This window comes from Bacillus cereus group sp. MG16 (genome assembly GCF_040459875.1).
Classification (GTDB): Bacteria; Bacillota; Bacilli; order Bacillales; family Bacillaceae_G; genus Bacillus_A; species Bacillus_A paranthracis.
This window is the reverse complement of record NZ_JARVHE010000001.1, coordinates 1,902,370-1,921,177: the sequence shown is the minus strand read 5'-3', so window position 1 is coordinate 1,921,177 and position 18,808 is coordinate 1,902,370. Positions and strand designations below refer to the sequence as shown.

Below are 18,808 nucleotides of genomic sequence, written 5' to 3'. Positions count from 1 at the left end.
GATAGTAGGGATAATCAATCCTTACTATCTTTACTCTTATTATTCATATGTCTTTAAGAAATTCGTGTCTTTTTTATTTTACAGTGATAACTCTACCTGTTTCACTACTTTCAACCGCTAATTGAATCAGCTTAATAACTTCTAAACCTTCTTGTGCTGTTACAGGTAATTTCTCACCACTTATAATACTATCTCTTACATCTTTATAGTACATGTCATAACAGCCGACTTCTGTTGGAATACGTACTGACTCTTCTTCTGTTTCTAGAGTAGCAAAATTCTGTTCAATGTCTACCCCATAACCGTTATCGCCTGGCTTCATTCCATTTTTTAATTGTTCTTCCTGTGAATCCATACCGTATTTCACGATAGAACCTTTATCTCCATGCAGTGTAAAGTGTGGACCGGCTTTTTTCACATAACTGCTACTACGTAAAATGACACGTTTAACTCCGTAATGAAGTACTATGTGGAAATAATCATCAATTTCTGCACCTGGTCGTTGTTTGATTACATCTGCACTGATTGCATTTGGTTTCCCAAATAATGATAATGCTTGGTCAATTAAATGCGAGCCTAAGTCATATAATATACCTGATCCTGGTAAGTTCTTTTCTCTCCATCGATCACGTACATGTGGACGGAAGCGATCGAAATGCGCCTCATATGCGTATACATTCCCTATTCTATCCTCTTCTAATAATTTCTTTATCGTTAAGAAATCATTATCAAAACGGCGGTTATGATATACACTTAATACGACATTATGCTGCTCTGCTAATGAAATAAGCTCTTCTCCTTCTTCAATTGAAACAACAAATGGTTTCTCTACAACAACATGCTTACCGTTTAATATTGCTTCTTTTACATATGGAAAATGAGTTGTATTTGGTGAAGTAATAACAACTAAGTCAATATCAGCTCGCTTCACCAATTCATCAATTGTACTCACGACGTTAGCATTCGGTAATGTTTCTTTTACTACCTCTTCTTTTGAAGATAATACGGCACGAATATCGTATTCTTCTATCGTTTGTAATAATGGGATGTGAAATGTTGTACTAGAAAATCCAAACCCTACAATCCCTACACCTATTTTTTTCATCTTGCCCCTGGTTTAAAATTCTTATAAAAATCTATAAATCGTTGGCGAACCAAGTCAAATGCCAACTACCGAAAAGGAATCTCACCTTTTTCCTGTCCGTAAGGGGTGTGACCTTTTCATCCACCTATTGTGAAAGAATGACGGCAGGTTCCTGTTAGGAACGATCTGTCCTTGCATACTACCATTCATCCAAGTCAGTAGCATGCAAGAGGTTATAAGAAATAAACCAGTACCCCCCTTCTCATTTAAATTTTAAATACGAATTGTTGATTGCTCATATAAACAGTTTTGTGAAGAATGCTCCACAATTTCCAATTGTGATATTCTTTCCACGTTTGAATTGTTTGTAACCATTTTTTATATACTTTTTTCGTATTCTTTTTACTTTCTTCCATGGAAGCAACAAGAATACGCAGTTTTGTTGTAATTTGGTTTTTTAATAATAATATAATCTCTTTTGGTAATTGTTCTTGCAATTCTAATCCACGTCTTGCGATCGTGAATGCGGCTGCTTCATGAACGCTAATACCGAAATTTTTACTGTATTTTAATTTTCCGATCACACTTGTATAAGCGGGGTTTACTGTTTTAATAGAAAATCCGTTACGAAGAGCCATACGAATTAAACTGTTCAACATCTTTTTATACGTAAATTGATGGAAATTACGATTACTGTATTTATCAGTATCATGAGATTGTTGAAACTTTAAATCTTCTAAAACAATTCCACCTACATTGTTTTCCAATAACCATGTTTTAATTTGTTGTACGATTTGTCCAATTATCGTTGCGCGTTTGTTTGTTGAAAATGTATTCAGATTGTGTAGATAAAAAGTTTTTGAACCTTTAAAATTACCTTGTTTTGTACATAAACTAACTGCAATGCGGTCCGGATTTACATCAATTCCTGCAATTACATCTGATTGTGGTGTTTCCTTGAAATCTAGTACACGACCTATTTCTGTTTCATTAAACGTAATATTTACATAAAATTCATTTTGTTTACGAATGATTTCTACACTATATTTTTGATGCTCTATAATCGGTTTTCCTTTTGGATTTACACCGATTTGCTTTCCCATAACGACATTTGTGATTTGATGATAAAAATGATATGGAATGATAATCGGAACTTTGATTCGTGGGCTTTTTGTTTTTCCATTTGTTCGTCCTAATGGATTTGCAATTTCTAACCATCCTTGCCCACAGTCATCAACTGTAATGCGCATGTTCAAATTCCCTTTTTTACTTTTATCTCCACGAGAATATAATTGTCGTGTCCGCAAATCTTTCCATTCTTGATTGGATATCTTGTTTTTCATTCTTTCATAGAAATTTTTCCGCCCACCCAAAATAATAGGAGGTAATGTTTTATTTTTAATATGTGTTGCATACGTTTCAATTCTTTGCTCTAATTTTTGTTGTCTTTTTCTTAATCCAATTAGACAAATTTCTAATGAAACTTTTTTTGGTTTTTTCCTACCGCTTTCATAATCACCTATTTTTTGTAACGTCTTTTCTAACTTTTTTTGATTGTTTTCTAGGTAAACAGGAAGAAGTTCTTTTTGAGAGAAGAGGATCGTTTGCGCTTGTAAAATCGCATCTTCACAAAAACGTTTATTTAACAAATATTTAGGTTGTAATTTTTTTATCAATTCTTTCTCGTTTTCGCCCTCAATCAAACGATTAAAACTATATCGTTTTGCACTTTCGAACGTACGAATCAAAGTAATTAAATCTTCCGTTTGTTCTTTTGTAATAGAATTGATTTTACAAGTACGTGTTGTTTTCATCCTTTTCCCCCTTTTCATCACCTGAAAATATTATAGGTTGAATTCTGTAAAATATAAAACCTGTAATTGTAAATTTTTATAGTTTTTTATAGATTCTTATTTACTGTTATTACCTCCATTTGTCCCGCTATTTGTGGGCAACAAGACCCCCACTGATTAAACTTTCACTATATGAGAACGATTTCATTCAGTTATTATAACAAGATTCATACTAAATTGCCTAGAAAAAAGCATCTTGCCATTATTCATGGCAAGATGCTTTTTTTATTCCGGTCTTTTTTTCGTCCACGTTTCAATAACTTCACCAGTATCATTAACATCTAGCACTAAACTACCGTTACTATACCGGTCTTTATTTCGATACGCTTTCGGATCAATTTCTTCTACAATATGTTTCTCTGTCTTCATGTAAACTAATTCATCGTCTCTAACGATTTCAATACCGACAATGCGGTATGGATTACGTTTTAACTCTTTGAAAATAACAAGACCTCGCTTCGCCCTCGTTGATTTCTCAATTTCTGATGCTTTTAGGCGTTTTATAGCACCGCGCTGCGTTACGAGAATAAGTTGATCTTTATCAGCATTTAATGGTTTACCAGAAGCGACATAGTCATCTTCTTTTAAATTAATTGCTTTCACACCAGCGGCTCTTACACCGACTGGACTTACTTCATCTTCATGGAAAATAAGTGCATATGCACCGTGTGTAGCAAGAACGATATCACTCGTTCCATCTGTCGCAAATATATCAACAACTTCATCATCTTTTTTCAAGTTTACAGCAACGAATGCTCTTGAGTAACGCTGTACTTTATATTGGTTTAATTCTGTTTTCTTAATCATACCGTTCTTCGTTACAAATACGATAAATCGCTTTTCTTCCTCAAAGTTCGGTACGACAGTTGCCCAAATAATCGTTTCATCCCGGTCGAGTGAAACGATATTAGCAACGTGCTGTCCCAAATCTTTCCAACGAATATCTGGCATTTCGTATACTGGCAGATATATATAGTTTCCTTTATTCGTAAATAAGAGGACTGTCTCTGTCGTATTCGTATCGAATCGTTCAAGTAAGATGTCACCCTCTTTCATACCGAAGTCTTTGCCATTTGAGGCATTATGTGAGCGCCATCCAGTACGTTTCACATATCCTTCTTTCGTTACAGTAACGATGACATCTTCTTGTGGGATCATCACTTCTACATCGATTTTAATTTCCTCGATTTGATCTTCAATAATCGCGCGTCGATCATCACTATATGTTTTCTTAACTCTCTTTAAATCTGTTTTAATAACTTGAAGTAATCTTTTTTCACTTTGTAAAATTGCCTGTAGCTCAATAATTTTCTTATTAAGCTCATCTGCCTCTTGTTGTAGCGCTGTAATATCTGTATTCGTTAAACGATATAATTGCAAGGATACAATTGCTTCCGCTTGCGCTTCTGTAAAACCAAATTTCGCACTTAAATTATCTTTTGCATTACGCTTATCTTTTGAAGCACGAATCGTTTCAATAACTTGGTCTAAAATCGATAATGCTTTCTTTAAACCTTCTACAATATGTTGACGATTTTCTGCCTTTCGTAATTCATATTGTGAACGTCTCGTAACAACTTCTTTTTGATGGCCAATATATGCATCTAAAATTTTCGGTAATGTCATAAGCGTTGGACGACGATTATTAATCGCTACCATATTAAAGTTATATGGAATTTGTAAATCTGTATTTTTATATAAATAATTTAAAATACCTTCAGAATTTGCTTCTTTTTTTAATTCTACGACAATGCGAAGACCTGTACGATCTGTCTCATCACGTACTTCAGCAATGCCATCTAATTTTTTATCTAGACGTAACTCATCCATTTTCTTAACAAGGTTTGCTTTATTTACTTCGTATGGAATTTCAGTAATTACGATTTGCTGTTTCCCGCCACGAACCGTTTCAACCTCTGCTTTCCCGCGAATAATAATTTTACCTTTACCTGTTTCATACGCCTTTTTAATACCATCAATCCCTTGAATAATACCACCTGTTGGGAAATCTGGTCCTTTCATAACTGTTAATAAATCATCAACAGTACTATTCGGTTTATCAATACGCATCATTGTAGCGTCAATAACTTCTCCAAGATGATGCGGAGGAATTTCTGTTGCATAACCTGCGGAAATTCCTGTAGATCCGTTCACTAATAAGTTCGGGAATGCTGCTGGTAAAACAACCGGTTCTTCACTCGTATCATCAAAGTTGGATACGAATTCTACTGTTTCTTTATCAAGATCACGTAATAACTCAGATGCAATTGGTGATAATCGGGCTTCCGTATAACGCATTGCTGCTGCTGGATCCCCGTCAACACTACCGTTATTACCATGCATCTCAACTAAAACATTACGTACTTTCCAAGTTTGGCTTAAACGTACCATCGCCTCATATACAGAGGAATCACCATGCGGATGATAATTACCAATAACGTTACCGACTGTTTTAGCTGACTTACGGAACGCTTTATCGTGTACGTTTCCTTCTACATACATAGAATATAAAATACGTCTTTGTACTGGTTTTAAGCCGTCACGCGCATCTGGAAGCGCGCGATCTTGAATAATATATTTACTATAACGTGCAAAGCGATCACCTAACACGTCTTCAAGCGGGAGGTCATGAAACTTCTCTGCTTGCATGTTATTCCACCTCCGTCTCCATAATCATTTCATTTTCTAAAATATTTCCTTCTTCTTGCATACCAAACTGTACATTACGCTCAATCCATTTACGGCGCGGTTCTACTTTATCGCCCATTAATGTTGTTACGCGGCGCTCTGCTCTTGCTGCATCATCAATTTTCACGCGAATTAATGTACGTGTTTCAGGATTCATCGTTGTTTCCCATAATTGATCCGCATTCATTTCGCCAAGTCCTTTGTAACGCTGTAACATGTAACCTTTTCCAACTTTTTTCGTTACTTCATCTAATTCATCATCTGACCATGCGTATTCAATTACTTCACTTTTTCCTTTTCCTTTACTTACTTTGTATAAAGGAGGAAGTGCGATAAACACTTTACCAGCTTCGATAAGTGGTTTCATATATCTGTAGAAGAATGTTAATAACAATACTTGAATATGCGCCCCGTCTGTATCGGCATCGGTCATAATGACAACTTTATCGTAGTTAATGTCTTCCACATCGAATTCATTGCCTACACCGCCGCCAATCGCATAAATAATTGTATTAATCTCTTCATTTTTAAAGATATCAGCAAGCTTTGCTTTTTCTGTATTAATTACTTTACCACGCAACGGTAATACCGCTTGGAAGCGTCGATCTCGCCCTTGTTTTGCAGAACCACCGGCAGAGTCACCCTCTACTAGGTATAGTTCATTTTTCTGCGGGTTACGTGATTGTGCAGGTGTTAACTTACCACTTAATGTACCTTCTGATTTCTTTTTCTTTTTACCAGTACGCGCTTCCTCTCTCGCTTTACGAGCAGCTTCACGTGCTTGCGCTGCTTTAATTGCTTTTCTCACAAGAAGTGTGGCTACGTCCGGGTTTTCTTCTAAAAAGTAAGCTAAATGCTCTGATACAATGGCATCAATTGAAGAACGAGCTTCACTTGTACCTAGTTTCCCTTTTGTTTGTCCTTCAAACTGAAGTACTTCTTCTGGTACACGTACAGAAACGATAGCCGCTACACCTTCACGAATATCTGTACCTTCTAAGTTTTTATCTTTTTCTTTTAATAGTGAAACTTTGCGAGCATACTCATTGAACACACGCGTCATCGCTGTCTTAAATCCAGCTTCATGTGTTCCACCATCTTTTGTACGTACATTATTTACAAACGAAAGAATATTTTCTGAGTAGCCATCGTTAAATTGAAATGCTAGTTCTGCTTCAATCCCATTTTGTTCACCAGTGAAGTATACAACTGGGTGAATTGAATCTTTTTCTTCGTTTAAATAGGAAACGAAAGCTTCAATTCCTGTTTCATAATGAAAGACATCTTCTAAATCATTTCTTTCATCTTTTATTGAGATTTTCATCCCTTTTAATAAGAATGCAGATTCACGTAATCTCTCACATAATGTTTCATAATTGTAATTTGTTGTGCTGAAAATCGTTGTATCTGGTTTGAAATGCATTGTCGTACCAGATTCTTTCGTCTTTCCGATTTTCTCAAGCGTCGTTACAGGAACACCGCCATTTTCAAAGCGTTGTTCATAAATATTTCCGTCACGCTTAATCGTTACGACTAACCATTCAGATAAGGCGTTTACAACTGATGCCCCAACACCGTGTAAACCACCACTCGTTTTGTAACCACCTTGACCAAACTTACCACCGGCATGAAGTACAGTTAAAATAACTTCTGGTGTAGGTTTTCCAAGCTTATGCATTCCCGTAGGCATTCCTCGCCCTTTATCTATAACGCTAATACTATTATCTTTATGTATTACGACAGAAATTTCGTCGCCAAATCCCGCTAACGCTTCATCAACGGAGTTATCTACTATTTCGTATACTAAATGATGCAATCCACGGCTGTCCGTGCTCCCGATATACATACCCGGGCGTTTTCGAACGGCTTCAAGTCCTTCTAACACTTGAATCGCATCTTCATTATATTGGAACTGATGCTTCGCCAAACTCCTTGCCCCTTTCCTAATCCAAAATCAGAACATATGTTTCTATTATAGAATAACGCCTCGACTATAGTTTTGGCAAGTTATCTTATCTCTTTTATATACCATTTTCAATAGAAAAATCCTTGTTTTTTCACAAGGATTCCTCTAGGCTACTATTTCAGAAAAATAATCGTTTGTCAACGAGAAATGGATATGTATTCCAAGATTACACATTCCAAACCTTTATTATGATCCAAATGATCAAGATCCAAAACGGGATTACAAGTAACAATCCCCAAAAACAGCCTTTAAAAAATCTCATGATGAACACCTCGTTCATCGGCCCTACTTATTATCATGAGGGCTGAAGCAATCTTCCTACCTTTACAATCTATACTATTTTGTCATCGCATGTTCTACTTTTATACAACGATCCATTATTACAGTATAGTCTTTTTCTTTTAAAAGTTTGTATGTATCTTCATCTTGTACTCCTAATTGTGCCCAAAAAACATCTGCATCAATCTCTACAAATTCTTTTGCAACATCCATTAAAAACTCTGAGCGACGAAATACATTTACAATGTCAACGTGTTCCTTAATATCCTTTAGTGAAGCAACTGCCTTTTCTCCAAGCACCTCATCTACTGTTGGGTTAACTGGAATAATGCGGTATCCAGCATCTTGCATTGCTTTTGAAACCATATACGATGTACGTTCTGGCTTATCCGATAAACCAACAACTGCAATCGTTTTGCTTTTCTTTAATACTTCACCAATTTCCGTACGAGTTGGGTTTTCAATTGTCATAAATTATCCCTCCTATTCCTTTAGTATAGCCGATAAAGAAAGTCTCTTTCAATATGAAAGAGACTTTCTTTTATTCCGATTATTGATTCTTTGTAGCTGAGTTATCTGCTAAAGTAGCTGTTTTCGTCATTTTTTGACCGTTACGATAGAATGTAACTTCTACTTTCTCTCCTACTTTTTTCTTTTCATATAAATATTTACGGAATTGAAGTGAATTTTCTACTTTTTGATTATCTAATGCTACTACAATATCATATTGCTCTAAACCTGCTTTTTCAGCCGGTGATATTGGGTAAATTTTACCTAATACAACACCATTCGTTACTTCTTTCGGTACTTTCAATTGATTGACTGCATAAGCAGCTTGCACATCTTCTAATGAAACGACACCTACTCCAAGCGCTGGACGTTTTACTACTCCATCTTTTTCAAGAGATTCAATAACTGGTTTTGCGATATTAATTGGAATAGCAAATCCAATTCCTTCAACTTCTTGTTGTGCAATTTTACTTGAATTAATCCCAATTATTTCTCCGTTTTGGTTAAATAACGCACCACCACTATTACCAGGGTTAATTGCTGCATCTGTTTGAATAACTTGAGCATTCCAATCTGCACGCTTATCACCATCGATATCTACTGGAATTTCACGTTCTTTACTACTAATAATACCTTCCGTTACACTTCCATCAAATCCTAGTGGGTTACCGATTGCAATTGCTTTTTCACCCGCACGGATTTTACTAGAATCACCTAAAGTGGCAACTTTATTTACATTAGCACCATCAATTTCAACAACAGCTAAATCTAACCAAGGGTCTTTCCCTACAAGCTTCGCATCTACCTTCTTGCCATCACTCAGTTTTACAGCAAGTTTATTTGCACCATCTACTACATGATTGTTCGTTACAATATATGCTTTATTTCCTGCCTTTTTATAAATAACACCTGATCCTGAACCAGCTTGTTGTTCTTGACCCGTCGGTTGCATTGCAAATGGATCAATACTTTGTTGCATATTAATAACACCTACAACAACATCTTTCGCGCCTTCAATCATACCAGGTAAGTCCGTTTCATTTTTTGCTTTATTGACAACAGGAACTACAGTACCTTCAACTTTTGAATCTGAACTAAAAGATGATACAGTCGCTCCATTATTTTGAGCCCATGGCATATATGGTGCCGCAAAACTAATTGAAACAGCCCCAACTACAGCTCCGACTAAACCTGTGAAAAAATAGCCTTTTTTACTGCCCGATTTTCTCACTTCTCTCGTTTCACTATGCTCTTCATTTAAATTTGGTCCGTCGTAATATCCCATGTTTACTTCCCCTCTCTGGTGAATTCGTATTTTTAGTATAGTCACGTTTTGTGTCCTTCTTGTGAACTCACCGTGAAATCCAATTAAAAAAATACACTTATTTAACATTGTAGACAAAAAAAGCATTTTTTGTACATTCCACCTGCAAAAGAGGATATAAAATTGTTATTTTCCTAGACTGAAGCACACAATACGTTCCAAGTTATTCTTCAAATTTATAACCAACACGAATAACAGTACCGATATGCTTCGCTTTATCTCCTAGCTTATTTCGTAGTTTTTTAATATGAGTATCAACAGTTCGGTCATCACCGTAATAGTCATATCCCCATAACTGATCTAATAAATGTTGACGTGACAACACAATTCCTTTGTTCTCCATTAAATAAACGAGAAGTTCAAATTCTTTATGTGTTAATATAATTTCTTCTCCATCGACTAAAACAGTTCTAGATAGACGATTCACTTCTATTCCAGCTAAAGACATAGCATTTTCTTCTGCTACCCCTACCACGCCATCCGCACGTTTCAGTAACGTCTTCGCGCGAGCTACTAACACTTTCGGGCTGAAAGGTTTCGTTACATATTCATCTGCACCTAATTCGAACCCTAGTAATGTATCATCCTCATCCGAACGTGCTGTTAGCATAATAATTGGTACTGCTGATTCTTTTCTAATTCGTCTACAAACAGACCATCCATCTATTTCTGGTAACATAATATCTAACATAATTAAATCAATTTCATGCTCTGCAAATAATTCTAACGCTTTTTTTCCGTCTTCTGCTTCGATTACTTCAAAGCCTTCATTGCGAAAATAATCGCTAACAATTTCACGTAATCTTCTTTCATCTTCAACAAGTAATACTGTTTTATTCATAATAATCTATCCCGCCTTTTTACTCTTTCAATCGAATAATACGTTGATTGGAGCTTCCGCGAAATGGAAGTGTTAAATCTTTTTTCTCGATTTCAAATCTTCCATCGACTAAAACATCCCCATAATGTAACAACTCTATCATATCATTATTTTGAGAACTCTGTATCTCTTCTAACGTATAACCTGTATACATCCATAGATTTTTTTTCAAATCTTTCACGATTTTTGCTACTTTTTTCACTTCAGCAGCTTGGAAAAATGGATCTCCACCTGAAAATGTTACATCAGTTAATGGATTACTTGCAATCTCTTTCACAATTTCTTCTACTGTCATTTCAGTTCCATTACAAATATTCCACGATTTCGGATTATGGCAACCGAAACAACGATGCGGACAGCCCGCAAAAAACACGACTGTCCGCAACCCTTCTCCATCTACTACACTATCATGAATAATGTTCATCACTTTCATTTATGTTTCACCCGATCCATCTCTTCACTACGTTTCGCACTATTCCACTTCGACATATCTCCTACAAGATAACCTGTTATACGGCGAATTCTTTCTATTTTAGCCTCATCTTCATTTCCGCAGCTCGGACATTCATTTCCAATAACTCCGTGATAACTACAGCACTTACAACGGTCAACAGGATGATTAATTGAACCGTATCCAACGCCATGTTCTGCCATCGCTTGTACAATTTGTTTTAATGCCTTTTTGTTATGCATTGCTGCTCCATCTAGTTCAATATACGTAATATGTCCCCCGTTACATAGAGCGTGGAACGGGCCTTCTAAACGAATTTTATTTATCGCTTGCATGTTATAATAAACTGGAATATGGAATGAATTCGTATAGTAATTATGATTTGTTATACCGCTAATCACGCCAAATTCTTCTCTATCTTTTTTCACAAACTTCCCTGATAATCCTTCTGCAGGAGTTGCAATGACTGAGAAATTCAGTTCATGTTCTTCTGTCGCTTTATCCACTCTATCTCTTATAAAGGAAATGATTTCATACCCGAGTTTCCATGATTCTTCATCTTCTCCATGATGCTTTCCTGTTAAAGCTACTAAACACTCCGCAAGACCGATAAAACCAAGACTTAACGTCCCTTGCTTTAAAATGGATGCTACAGAATCTTCAGGCTGTAACTTTTCTCCACCGCGCCATACACCTTGTGAATATAAAAATCGGAAATCTCTTGCTCGCTTCGTACATTGATACTCAAATCGCTCTAATAATTGCTTAATTCCTAAATCTAAATAATAATTTAACGCTTCAAAAAACGCTTCTTTTGAACCACTAATTAATGCTAATTTCACTAAGTTAATAGATGTAAATGATAAATTCCCTCTTCCAATCGCCGTTTCTTCTCCATGTATGTTCGACATAACACGAGTACGACATCCCATGTAACATACTTCACTTTCCGGTCGTCCATCATAATGCACAGCATTAAATGGCGCATCTAAAAATGAAAAGTTAGGGAATAATCGTTCAGCCGTTGTCTCTAACGCTAATTCAAATAAATCATAGTTCGGATCACTTTCTTCAAAGTTCACACCTTTTTTCATTTTAAAAATTTGAATAGGAAAAATTGGTGTTTCTCCTTTACCAAGACCAGCTTGTGTCGCTTTTAAAAGTTGTTTAATTAAAAGTCTTCCTTCTTTTGATGTGTCTGTTCCATAATTAATAGAAATAAACGGTACTTGCCCGCCGCCCCTACTATGCATACTATTTGAATTATGAATGAAAGCTTCACAAGCCTGATACGTATCATTTTCTGTTTCTTTCCACGCAAATTCTTCTATTTGTTCTTTCGTAAGCAGATATGACTGTAATCGTTTCTTATGTCTCTCTACTGTTTTTCTCACATATAGAGCTAAATCAACATCAAAGAGTGCAAACGATTGACCACCGTGCTGCATATTTTGATTCGCTTGAAAAATAATAGACGAAAGAGCCAATGCACTTTTAATGTCTTGCGGTTGTCTCATATGTCCATGTCCGGTATGAAAACCGTTCGCAAGCATTTGCGCTAACGGAATTTGCGAACACGTCGTCGTTCCAGTCGCATAAAAATCTAAGTCATGCGGATATAATATATTTTCATTTATCGCTTTTTTCACTTGATCTGACAATAAATTTTCAACAGCATAATATTTCGCACTCTCAGATGCGAACGTTCCCATTACTCCCATTGGAGAGCGGCCGTCTACATTTGCATTTTCTTGCATTAAATCTTGTTCATTGCCGTGGACAATCGTCTCAAACACTCTCATTAATTCTTCTCCACGTGTATTTTTTTGTAACATTTATAACCCTCCACCAATATGTTGTTGTCTTTTGATTAAAATGTTACTACATATAGTCTTATTGTTTCTGTGAGAAATGTAACATTCCTGTGAAATTTTTTGCACGAAATAATGAATTTTTCATTTACAAAAAAGAAATGTGCTCTTTACAAATGTATGGTACAATATACGGGAAAAACTCTTTTTACCCTTTATCAACACATTTGAATAAAGGAGACTGAACTTATGGTTACTACATATCTTTTATTTATCGTTGCCTACTTACTTGGCTCGATTCCATTTGCACTAGTCGTTGGAAAGATTGGTTATGGAATTGACATTCGTGAGCATGGAAGCGGTAATTTAGGCGGAACAAATACATTCCGCACATTAGGGAAAAAAGCAGGTTTTATCGTTACAATTGCTGACATTTTAAAAGGTACATTAGCAACGAGTCTACCGATTATTTTCGCGTTAGATGTTCATCCACTATGGTTCGGATTAGCAGCTGTTCTTGGACATGTGTATCCAATTTTCGCGAAATTCCGTGGTGGTAAAGCAGTTGCAACTTCTGCTGGCGTGCTATTATGCTACTCACCAGTTGTTTTTGCAATTTTAGCTGTTGTCTTTTTCAGCCTTTTATTTACAACAAGATACGTATCACTTTCTTCTATGGTAACAGCTGTCGTTGCCGTTATCGCATCCATTGTTAGCGGGGATAAAATCTTCATTATTGCGATGTGTTTATTAGCAGGTATGGTTATTTATAAACACCGTGCAAATATTGGACGAATTATAAATAAAACTGAACCGAAAGCAAACTTTTCAAAAAAGCAAAAATAAGATCGTAACCCACATAACGCAAAAAGAAAACGTGAAGCATATTAATAGCGTCTTTTTGCGTTATTTTTTATACTAAAGAAAAAGCAACATAATTTGGAGGAACTATACATGAATCTTTCCGTAACAAAAGAAGCAGCACAATGGTATAAAAACGAATTAAACTTACAATCAGGTGAAACACTACGCTTTTTCGTACAATACGGTGGTTGCAGTACTGTGCAAAAAGGACTTTCTTTAGGTATTCGAAAAGATGACCCTGCACATCCTGCTGTGCAAATTCAAGAAGAAGATATTAACTTCTTTATTGAAAGCGATGATGAGTGGTTCTTCGATGGACATAATTTAGTTGTTACATTTAACGACGGTGATGATTTCCCGCAATTTAATTATGAAAAATAAAAAAACGTGGCTTCCGCCACGCTTTTTTATTTTTTCTTAATTTCCTCATATTTCGCATACCACTCTGGATAGAACTTTTTAAATGATACAGGGCGGAACCCTTCTTTTTTTGCACAAATATTCGTTGTACTTGCAGTAATACAAAGTTCGCCATCACCATTATAAATTTCATATCCATATACAACGCGAAGCGGGCTCACTGTATCAACCCACGTTTTTACAATTGCTTTTTCCCCGTAGCGCATCGCTTTACGATAAGAAATTTGCAAATCTAAAACAGGAGAAATAATTCCTTCCTTCTCCATTTCAACATATGAAAACCCTAAATCTTGTATAAGTTTCGTGCGACCTAGTTCAAGCCACACTAAATAGTTTGAATGGTAAACAACACCCATTTGATCTGTTTCCGCATAACGGATTTCAACTTCATGTTCTGCTACAAACATATGTATATTCGCCTTCTTTCACTTCTGCTACCTTGCATACATTTAATCATAATACAGCGGAATCAAAAATAAAATAAAAATAGTGAATCTTTTACCGAAAGGAGCAAGCATATGATTCAAATTGTAACGGTTCGTAGCGGTGATAGCGTATATAGCTTGGCATCAAAATATGGATCAACACCTGACGAGATAGTAAAAGACAATGGATTAAATCCAGCTGAAACACTCGTTGTTGGTCAGGCACTAATTGTGAATACGAAAGGAAATAATTATTATGTACAGCCTGGCGATAGCTTATATCGAATCTCTCAAACATATAACGTTCCTCTCGCTAGTTTAGCTAAAGTGAATAATTTATCTTTAAAATCCATTCTCCATGTTGGCCAGCAATTATATATTCCAAAAGGGACGAAACGAGCAGTAGAATCCATCGCTTATTTACAACCTTCAACTATCCCCATTAAAGAAAGTTTAGTTAATTCTACACGTGCTATTAATCCATTTTTAACATACTTAGCCTACTTCAGTTTCGAGGCAAAAAGAGATGGTACGTTAAAAGAACCAACTGAAACAGCTAAAATTGCTAATATTGCAACGCAAGGAAACACCATTCCTATGCTCGTTATTACAAATATTGAAAATGGAAACTTTAGTGCCGATCTAACATCCGTTATTTTACGTGATGCAACGATTCAAAATAAATTTATTACAAACATTTTGCAAACTGCTGAGAAGTACGGTATGCGAGACATTCATTTTGACTTTGAGAGCGTGGCACCTGAAGATCGCGAAGCGTATAATCGCTTTTTACGAAATGTAAAAACACGCTTGCCTAACGGGTACACATTAAGTACAACACTTGTACCGAAAACAAGTTCAAATCAAAAGGGAAAATTTTTTGAAGCTCACGATTATAAAGCACAAGGACAAATCGTTGATTTCGTCGTCATTATGACATATGACTGGGGTTGGCAAGGCGGACCACCGATGGCTATTTCTCCTATCGGTCCTGTAAAAGAAGTACTTCAATACGCAAAATCTCAAATGCCTCCACAAAAAATTATGATGGGGCAAAATTTGTACGGATTCGATTGGAAACTACCGTTTAAACAAGGAAATCCGCCTGCAAAAGCAATTAGCTCTGTCGCAGCTGTTGCACTAGCTCGTAAATACAATGTCCCTATCCGCTATGACTTCACAGCCCAAGCCCCTCATTTTAATTATTTCGATGAAAATGGTGTACAACACGAAGTTTGGTTTGAAGATTCACGTTCTGTTCAAAGTAAATTCAATTTAATGAAAGAACAAGGTATAGGCGGTATTAGCTACTGGAAGATCGGCTTGCCATTTCCACAAAATTGGCGTTTACTCGTTGAAAACTTTACGATTACGAAAAAGGGCTGACAAAAGTCAGCCCTTTTTGTACATTCTGTTAAGATTCATCTTTGATTTCACTTTTTAATGAGTCAATACTTTCTAAACGTCTTTGATTTTTTGCTTCAATAGCAGAACGATCTTTTTCATTAGAAAGTTCCGCTGTTTCTTTCGCTTCATTAAAGTTATCAATTGTATTTTGCACCATTTCTTGTAACTTTTCAGCGTTATCACTTCGATTATCTGGATTTGGCATGTACTTTCCTCCTAATATTGTATATACACACCATCTTAAATTACCTATCTTCCCTCAAATTTATACATAAAAAAGGAGAATACAATATTCTCCTTTTCTTTAACCGTTATCAACAATCGGTTGTTTGCCCGTTTGGTCTTGCATTTGCTTCCCTTTATTGCCACCAGCTTTTTTTGATTGTGTTCCAATATGATTCGGTGCAAAGTCTTTTGAATTCTTTTTCGGATTACCCATTACTATCGCCTCCTTAACAGTAGTATCGTACTAGTGTTAAGAATTATTCAGCTTGCTTAAAAAGTTTCATTTCATAACGTTTTTCAATACGCTCTTCAATGCGATCGATTGCATCGCGATCGCTTAATAATTGTTGTTTATTTTCTTTCACAAGCTCGTCAAATGATTTGCGACGACTTCTTCTCATGCTGTTCACCCTCTCTCCTTCTCATTCTTACTATACATAGTATGAGCAAAGGAAAAACTCTTTAATCAGATTTGCAAGAAAATTTTATGTTTTAATACTCCTAAAAAAACTCCGTGTACAATAAAACGTACACGGAGTTTTTTATACCATAATATTTAAATACTCTTTTAACTTTTCATCTGCATTCATTTCACTTTGTTTATAATCACGCAGCGCTTGCAGTACGAAATCATACTGTTCTAAAATATAACTTTCTAATTTCAAGACATCCTCTAAGCTATTCAGCATAATTCTCGTATTACCAACTTCACTTTTTAATGCCGGTTCACATGCTAAACTCGTACATATTTCTTTCACATCATCTTCTAATATGTCTGTTAATACGTATTTCTTTCGCCCTTTTACCTTTAATCTCATAACTGGATAAAAAGCTTTTATATCTAAATAGCTCCCTACATTCATGCAACGAATCCATTCGATATCACGTTTATTTCGTACAAGTATCTCTTTTACCGCTTCATATACTGCTGTCTCATCAAGTACTTCTGTATTCGATTTCCTTTTCGCCTCTTCTTCAATAGAGGCACATTTTTGATAAACTGCTGCACAAGTAATACAATCATCAAATGCATTATGAGAACTTAAACGAATTCCAAGCATTCGCTTTAACGTTTCAAGTTTATGATTAGGAGCGTGCTTCATATATTTCTTCGCCAAAAATACAGTATCAATCACTTTATTTTGAGGTTCCGGTAACCCAAGCATATTGACGTTGCTTTTCAAAAAGCGCATATCAAAAGAAGCATTATGAGCGACAATTACATTTATATGTAAAAATGCTAAAAATAAAGGTAACACTTCTTCAATCGTCGGTGCATCTGAAACACGATAATTTGTAATACCTGTTAAACTCGTTATTCGGTCCGGGATTGGACGCTCCGGATTCACATAGGAAACAAATTGATCTACTAGTTCATGATTACGATATTTCACTGCTGCCACTTGAATGATTTTATCATTATAAGGGTTAAATCCTGTTGTTTCAAAGTCAATTACAACATAATCTAACGGTAAGGATATATTCCCCACTCCAAATACACTCCTTTATCTCTCAACGTTTATATTTCTTTTATCATATCATGAAGCTTTCACTACGTGAAAAAGAAAAGGCAGAAATGATTATATTCCATCTCTACCTTTTCACTGTTATTTTAATTTAGCAATCCGTTTCTCCATCTCTTTTTGCGTCATCGGCCCAATAAACTTATCTTGAATGACACCTTTCGTATCTATAAAATACGAAGTTGGGATCGTAATGACTTTATAGGCTGTTGTTACATCAATGTTCTTGTCCAATAAGATAGGAAATGTAATTCCTTTTTCCTTCGCAAAATTACTTACCTTTTCTACCCCCCCACCTTTTTCTGAAGGTGTATAATTTATAGCTAAAATTTCTACGTTTTCTTTATGTTCTTTATAGAAAGCCTCCATATCCGGCATTTCTTGCTGGCAAGGTCCACACCACGTTGCCCAAAAGTTTAAAATCACCTTTTTTCCTTTCAAATCCGATAACTTTATATTCGTTCCATCTAACTTCGTTAATTCAAAGTCTGGCGCACTCTTTCCTATTTCAATACCGTTACTTGCAATCATCTCTTTCATAGCAGCTTTACTTTTTTCTTGCTCTCCTTGGGCCGCCTGATCGCTTTTACCAAACTGTTCATAAGCTGCATATCCCGCTAAACAAAGTAATACTACAATAATCGTAAGCTTCCGCCACATTTTATATCATCCTAACGTGTTTGTCTTGTAACATATTCACCAAAATGCTATATACCTTATTTTAGCTTATACGGACAAGCTTGGAAATATTCACAGTCTAAATAATCAGAATTTTTATAACCAAGATGAAATATTTACCTTTTTATCATATAATTAGAAATATATGTAATGTTTCATAATGAAAGGAGCTCCTATGAATTTATTTGAAAAAGTACTTCTATATATTCTTAGTTTTATATTTTCCCCAATCGGTATTATCACATGGATCATCTCACTATTCAGTAAAGACCCTGAGAAAAAACAAGTTGGTCGTATTTGTCTCTATATCGCTTTAATCTCATTTATCCTATTAGCCGGCCTCGGTTTTCTTAGTTTCTTCATGATGACTACTACCACTACTATACAGTAGTTATAGAAAGGATGATTATTTTGGGAGAA

At 35.6% G+C, this 18,808-nt stretch carries 19 protein-coding genes; 4 read left to right on the top strand and 15 right to left on the bottom strand.

Going from position 1 to position 18,808, the window contains the following annotated elements; genetic code table 11:
* Positions 1-73 precede the first annotated feature (73 nt).
* From QCI73_RS09900 to QCI73_RS09860, 9 genes are all read right to left on the bottom strand, one after another.
* Positions 74-1,105, bottom strand: coding sequence for an oxidoreductase (locus QCI73_RS09900; protein ID WP_262726243.1), 1,032 nt, complete (start codon positions 1,103-1,105; stop codon positions 74-76).
* A 245-nt stretch (positions 1,106-1,350) separates the two neighbouring features.
* Positions 1,351-2,898 (bottom strand): IS200/IS605 family accessory protein TnpB-related protein, encoded by a 1,548-nt coding sequence (locus tag QCI73_RS09895; RefSeq protein ID WP_327922783.1) that lies wholly within the window; start codon positions 2,896-2,898, stop codon positions 1,351-1,353.
* Positions 2,899-3,162: 264 nt separating this feature from the next.
* Positions 3,163-5,586 carry a DNA topoisomerase IV subunit A gene (gene parC / locus QCI73_RS09890; RefSeq protein WP_001147474.1) on the bottom strand — a complete coding sequence of 808 codons (2,424 nt, stop codon included), beginning with the start codon at positions 5,584-5,586 and terminating at the stop codon, positions 3,163-3,165.
* A 1-nt stretch (position 5,587) separates the two neighbouring features.
* Complete coding sequence (parE, locus tag QCI73_RS09885; protein WP_001062205.1) at positions 5,588-7,552, bottom strand: DNA topoisomerase IV subunit B; 1,965 nt, start codon at positions 7,550-7,552, stop codon at positions 5,588-5,590.
* A gap of 375 nt (positions 7,553-7,927) precedes the next feature.
* Positions 7,928-8,341 carry a CoA-binding protein gene (locus QCI73_RS09880; RefSeq protein ID WP_000151382.1) on the bottom strand — a complete coding sequence of 138 codons (414 nt, stop codon included), beginning with the start codon at positions 8,339-8,341 and terminating at the stop codon, positions 7,928-7,930.
* A 79-nt stretch (positions 8,342-8,420) separates the two neighbouring features.
* A complete protein-coding gene (locus tag QCI73_RS09875; RefSeq protein ID WP_076855417.1) occupies positions 8,421-9,665 on the bottom strand; it encodes a S1C family serine protease in 1,245 nt (414 codons plus the stop codon).
* A gap of 202 nt (positions 9,666-9,867) precedes the next feature.
* Positions 9,868-10,545 carry a response regulator transcription factor gene (locus QCI73_RS09870; RefSeq protein WP_001044683.1) on the bottom strand — a complete coding sequence of 226 codons (678 nt, stop codon included), beginning with the start codon at positions 10,543-10,545 and terminating at the stop codon, positions 9,868-9,870.
* Between the two features lie 19 nt (positions 10,546-10,564).
* Complete coding sequence (nrdG, locus tag QCI73_RS09865) at positions 10,565-11,017, bottom strand: anaerobic ribonucleoside-triphosphate reductase activating protein (protein ID WP_000867063.1); 453 nt, start codon at positions 11,015-11,017, stop codon at positions 10,565-10,567.
* Positions 11,014-12,870 carry an anaerobic ribonucleoside triphosphate reductase gene (locus QCI73_RS09860; protein ID WP_353822826.1) on the bottom strand — a complete coding sequence of 619 codons (1,857 nt, stop codon included), beginning with the start codon at positions 12,868-12,870 and terminating at the stop codon, positions 11,014-11,016. Before QCI73_RS09860 ends, nrdG begins: the two co-directional genes overlap by 4 nt.
* Positions 12,871-13,095: 225 nt before the next feature.
* Here QCI73_RS09860 and plsY point away from each other — a divergent pair, with 225 nt between their 5' ends.
* Positions 13,096-13,692 (top strand): glycerol-3-phosphate 1-O-acyltransferase PlsY, encoded by a 597-nt coding sequence (gene plsY, locus QCI73_RS09855; RefSeq protein ID WP_000258966.1) that lies wholly within the window; start codon positions 13,096-13,098, stop codon positions 13,690-13,692.
* A gap of 108 nt (positions 13,693-13,800) precedes the next feature.
* On the top strand, positions 13,801-14,091 hold the full coding sequence (locus QCI73_RS09850; protein WP_001054442.1) for a HesB/YadR/YfhF family protein: 291 nt from the start codon (positions 13,801-13,803) through the stop codon (positions 14,089-14,091).
* 26 nt (positions 14,092-14,117) lie between these two features.
* Here the strand turns inward: QCI73_RS09850 and QCI73_RS09845 are convergent, their stop codons facing one another.
* Positions 14,118-14,537, bottom strand: a complete 420-nt coding sequence (locus tag QCI73_RS09845; protein ID WP_000495810.1) for an acyl-CoA thioesterase — start codon at positions 14,535-14,537, stop codon at positions 14,118-14,120.
* A 111-nt stretch (positions 14,538-14,648) separates the two neighbouring features.
* On the opposite strand from QCI73_RS09845, the gene QCI73_RS09840 reads away from it, so the two are divergent.
* Positions 14,649-15,941 (top strand): glycoside hydrolase family 18 protein, encoded by a 1,293-nt coding sequence (locus tag QCI73_RS09840; protein WP_044793403.1) that lies wholly within the window; start codon positions 14,649-14,651, stop codon positions 15,939-15,941.
* Between the two features lie 28 nt (positions 15,942-15,969).
* Here the strand turns inward: QCI73_RS09840 and tlp are convergent, their stop codons facing one another.
* From tlp to QCI73_RS09815, 5 genes are all read right to left on the bottom strand, one after another.
* Positions 15,970-16,167, bottom strand: a complete 198-nt coding sequence (gene tlp / locus QCI73_RS09835) for a small acid-soluble spore protein Tlp (RefSeq protein WP_001133509.1) — start codon at positions 16,165-16,167, stop codon at positions 15,970-15,972.
* 99 nt (positions 16,168-16,266) lie between these two features.
* Positions 16,267-16,401, bottom strand: coding sequence for an acid-soluble spore protein SspN (gene sspN / locus QCI73_RS09830; RefSeq protein WP_000527987.1), 135 nt, complete (start codon positions 16,399-16,401; stop codon positions 16,267-16,269).
* Positions 16,402-16,444: 43 nt separating this feature from the next.
* The gene (locus QCI73_RS09825) at positions 16,445-16,588 is read right to left on the bottom strand and encodes an FbpB family small basic protein (protein ID WP_001254697.1); all 144 of its coding nucleotides are present in this window, start codon (positions 16,586-16,588) and stop codon (positions 16,445-16,447) included.
* Between the two features lie 141 nt (positions 16,589-16,729).
* Positions 16,730-17,677, bottom strand: a complete 948-nt coding sequence (locus QCI73_RS09820; RefSeq protein ID WP_353822825.1) for a 3'-5' exonuclease — start codon at positions 17,675-17,677, stop codon at positions 16,730-16,732.
* A 117-nt stretch (positions 17,678-17,794) separates the two neighbouring features.
* Complete coding sequence (locus tag QCI73_RS09815) at positions 17,795-18,370, bottom strand: TlpA family protein disulfide reductase (RefSeq protein WP_144533305.1); 576 nt, start codon at positions 18,368-18,370, stop codon at positions 17,795-17,797.
* A gap of 193 nt (positions 18,371-18,563) precedes the next feature.
* On the opposite strand from QCI73_RS09815, the gene QCI73_RS09810 reads away from it, so the two are divergent.
* Positions 18,564-18,779 carry a hypothetical protein gene (locus QCI73_RS09810; protein ID WP_327922778.1) on the top strand — a complete coding sequence of 72 codons (216 nt, stop codon included), beginning with the start codon at positions 18,564-18,566 and terminating at the stop codon, positions 18,777-18,779.
* Positions 18,780-18,808: the final 29 nt, after the last annotated feature.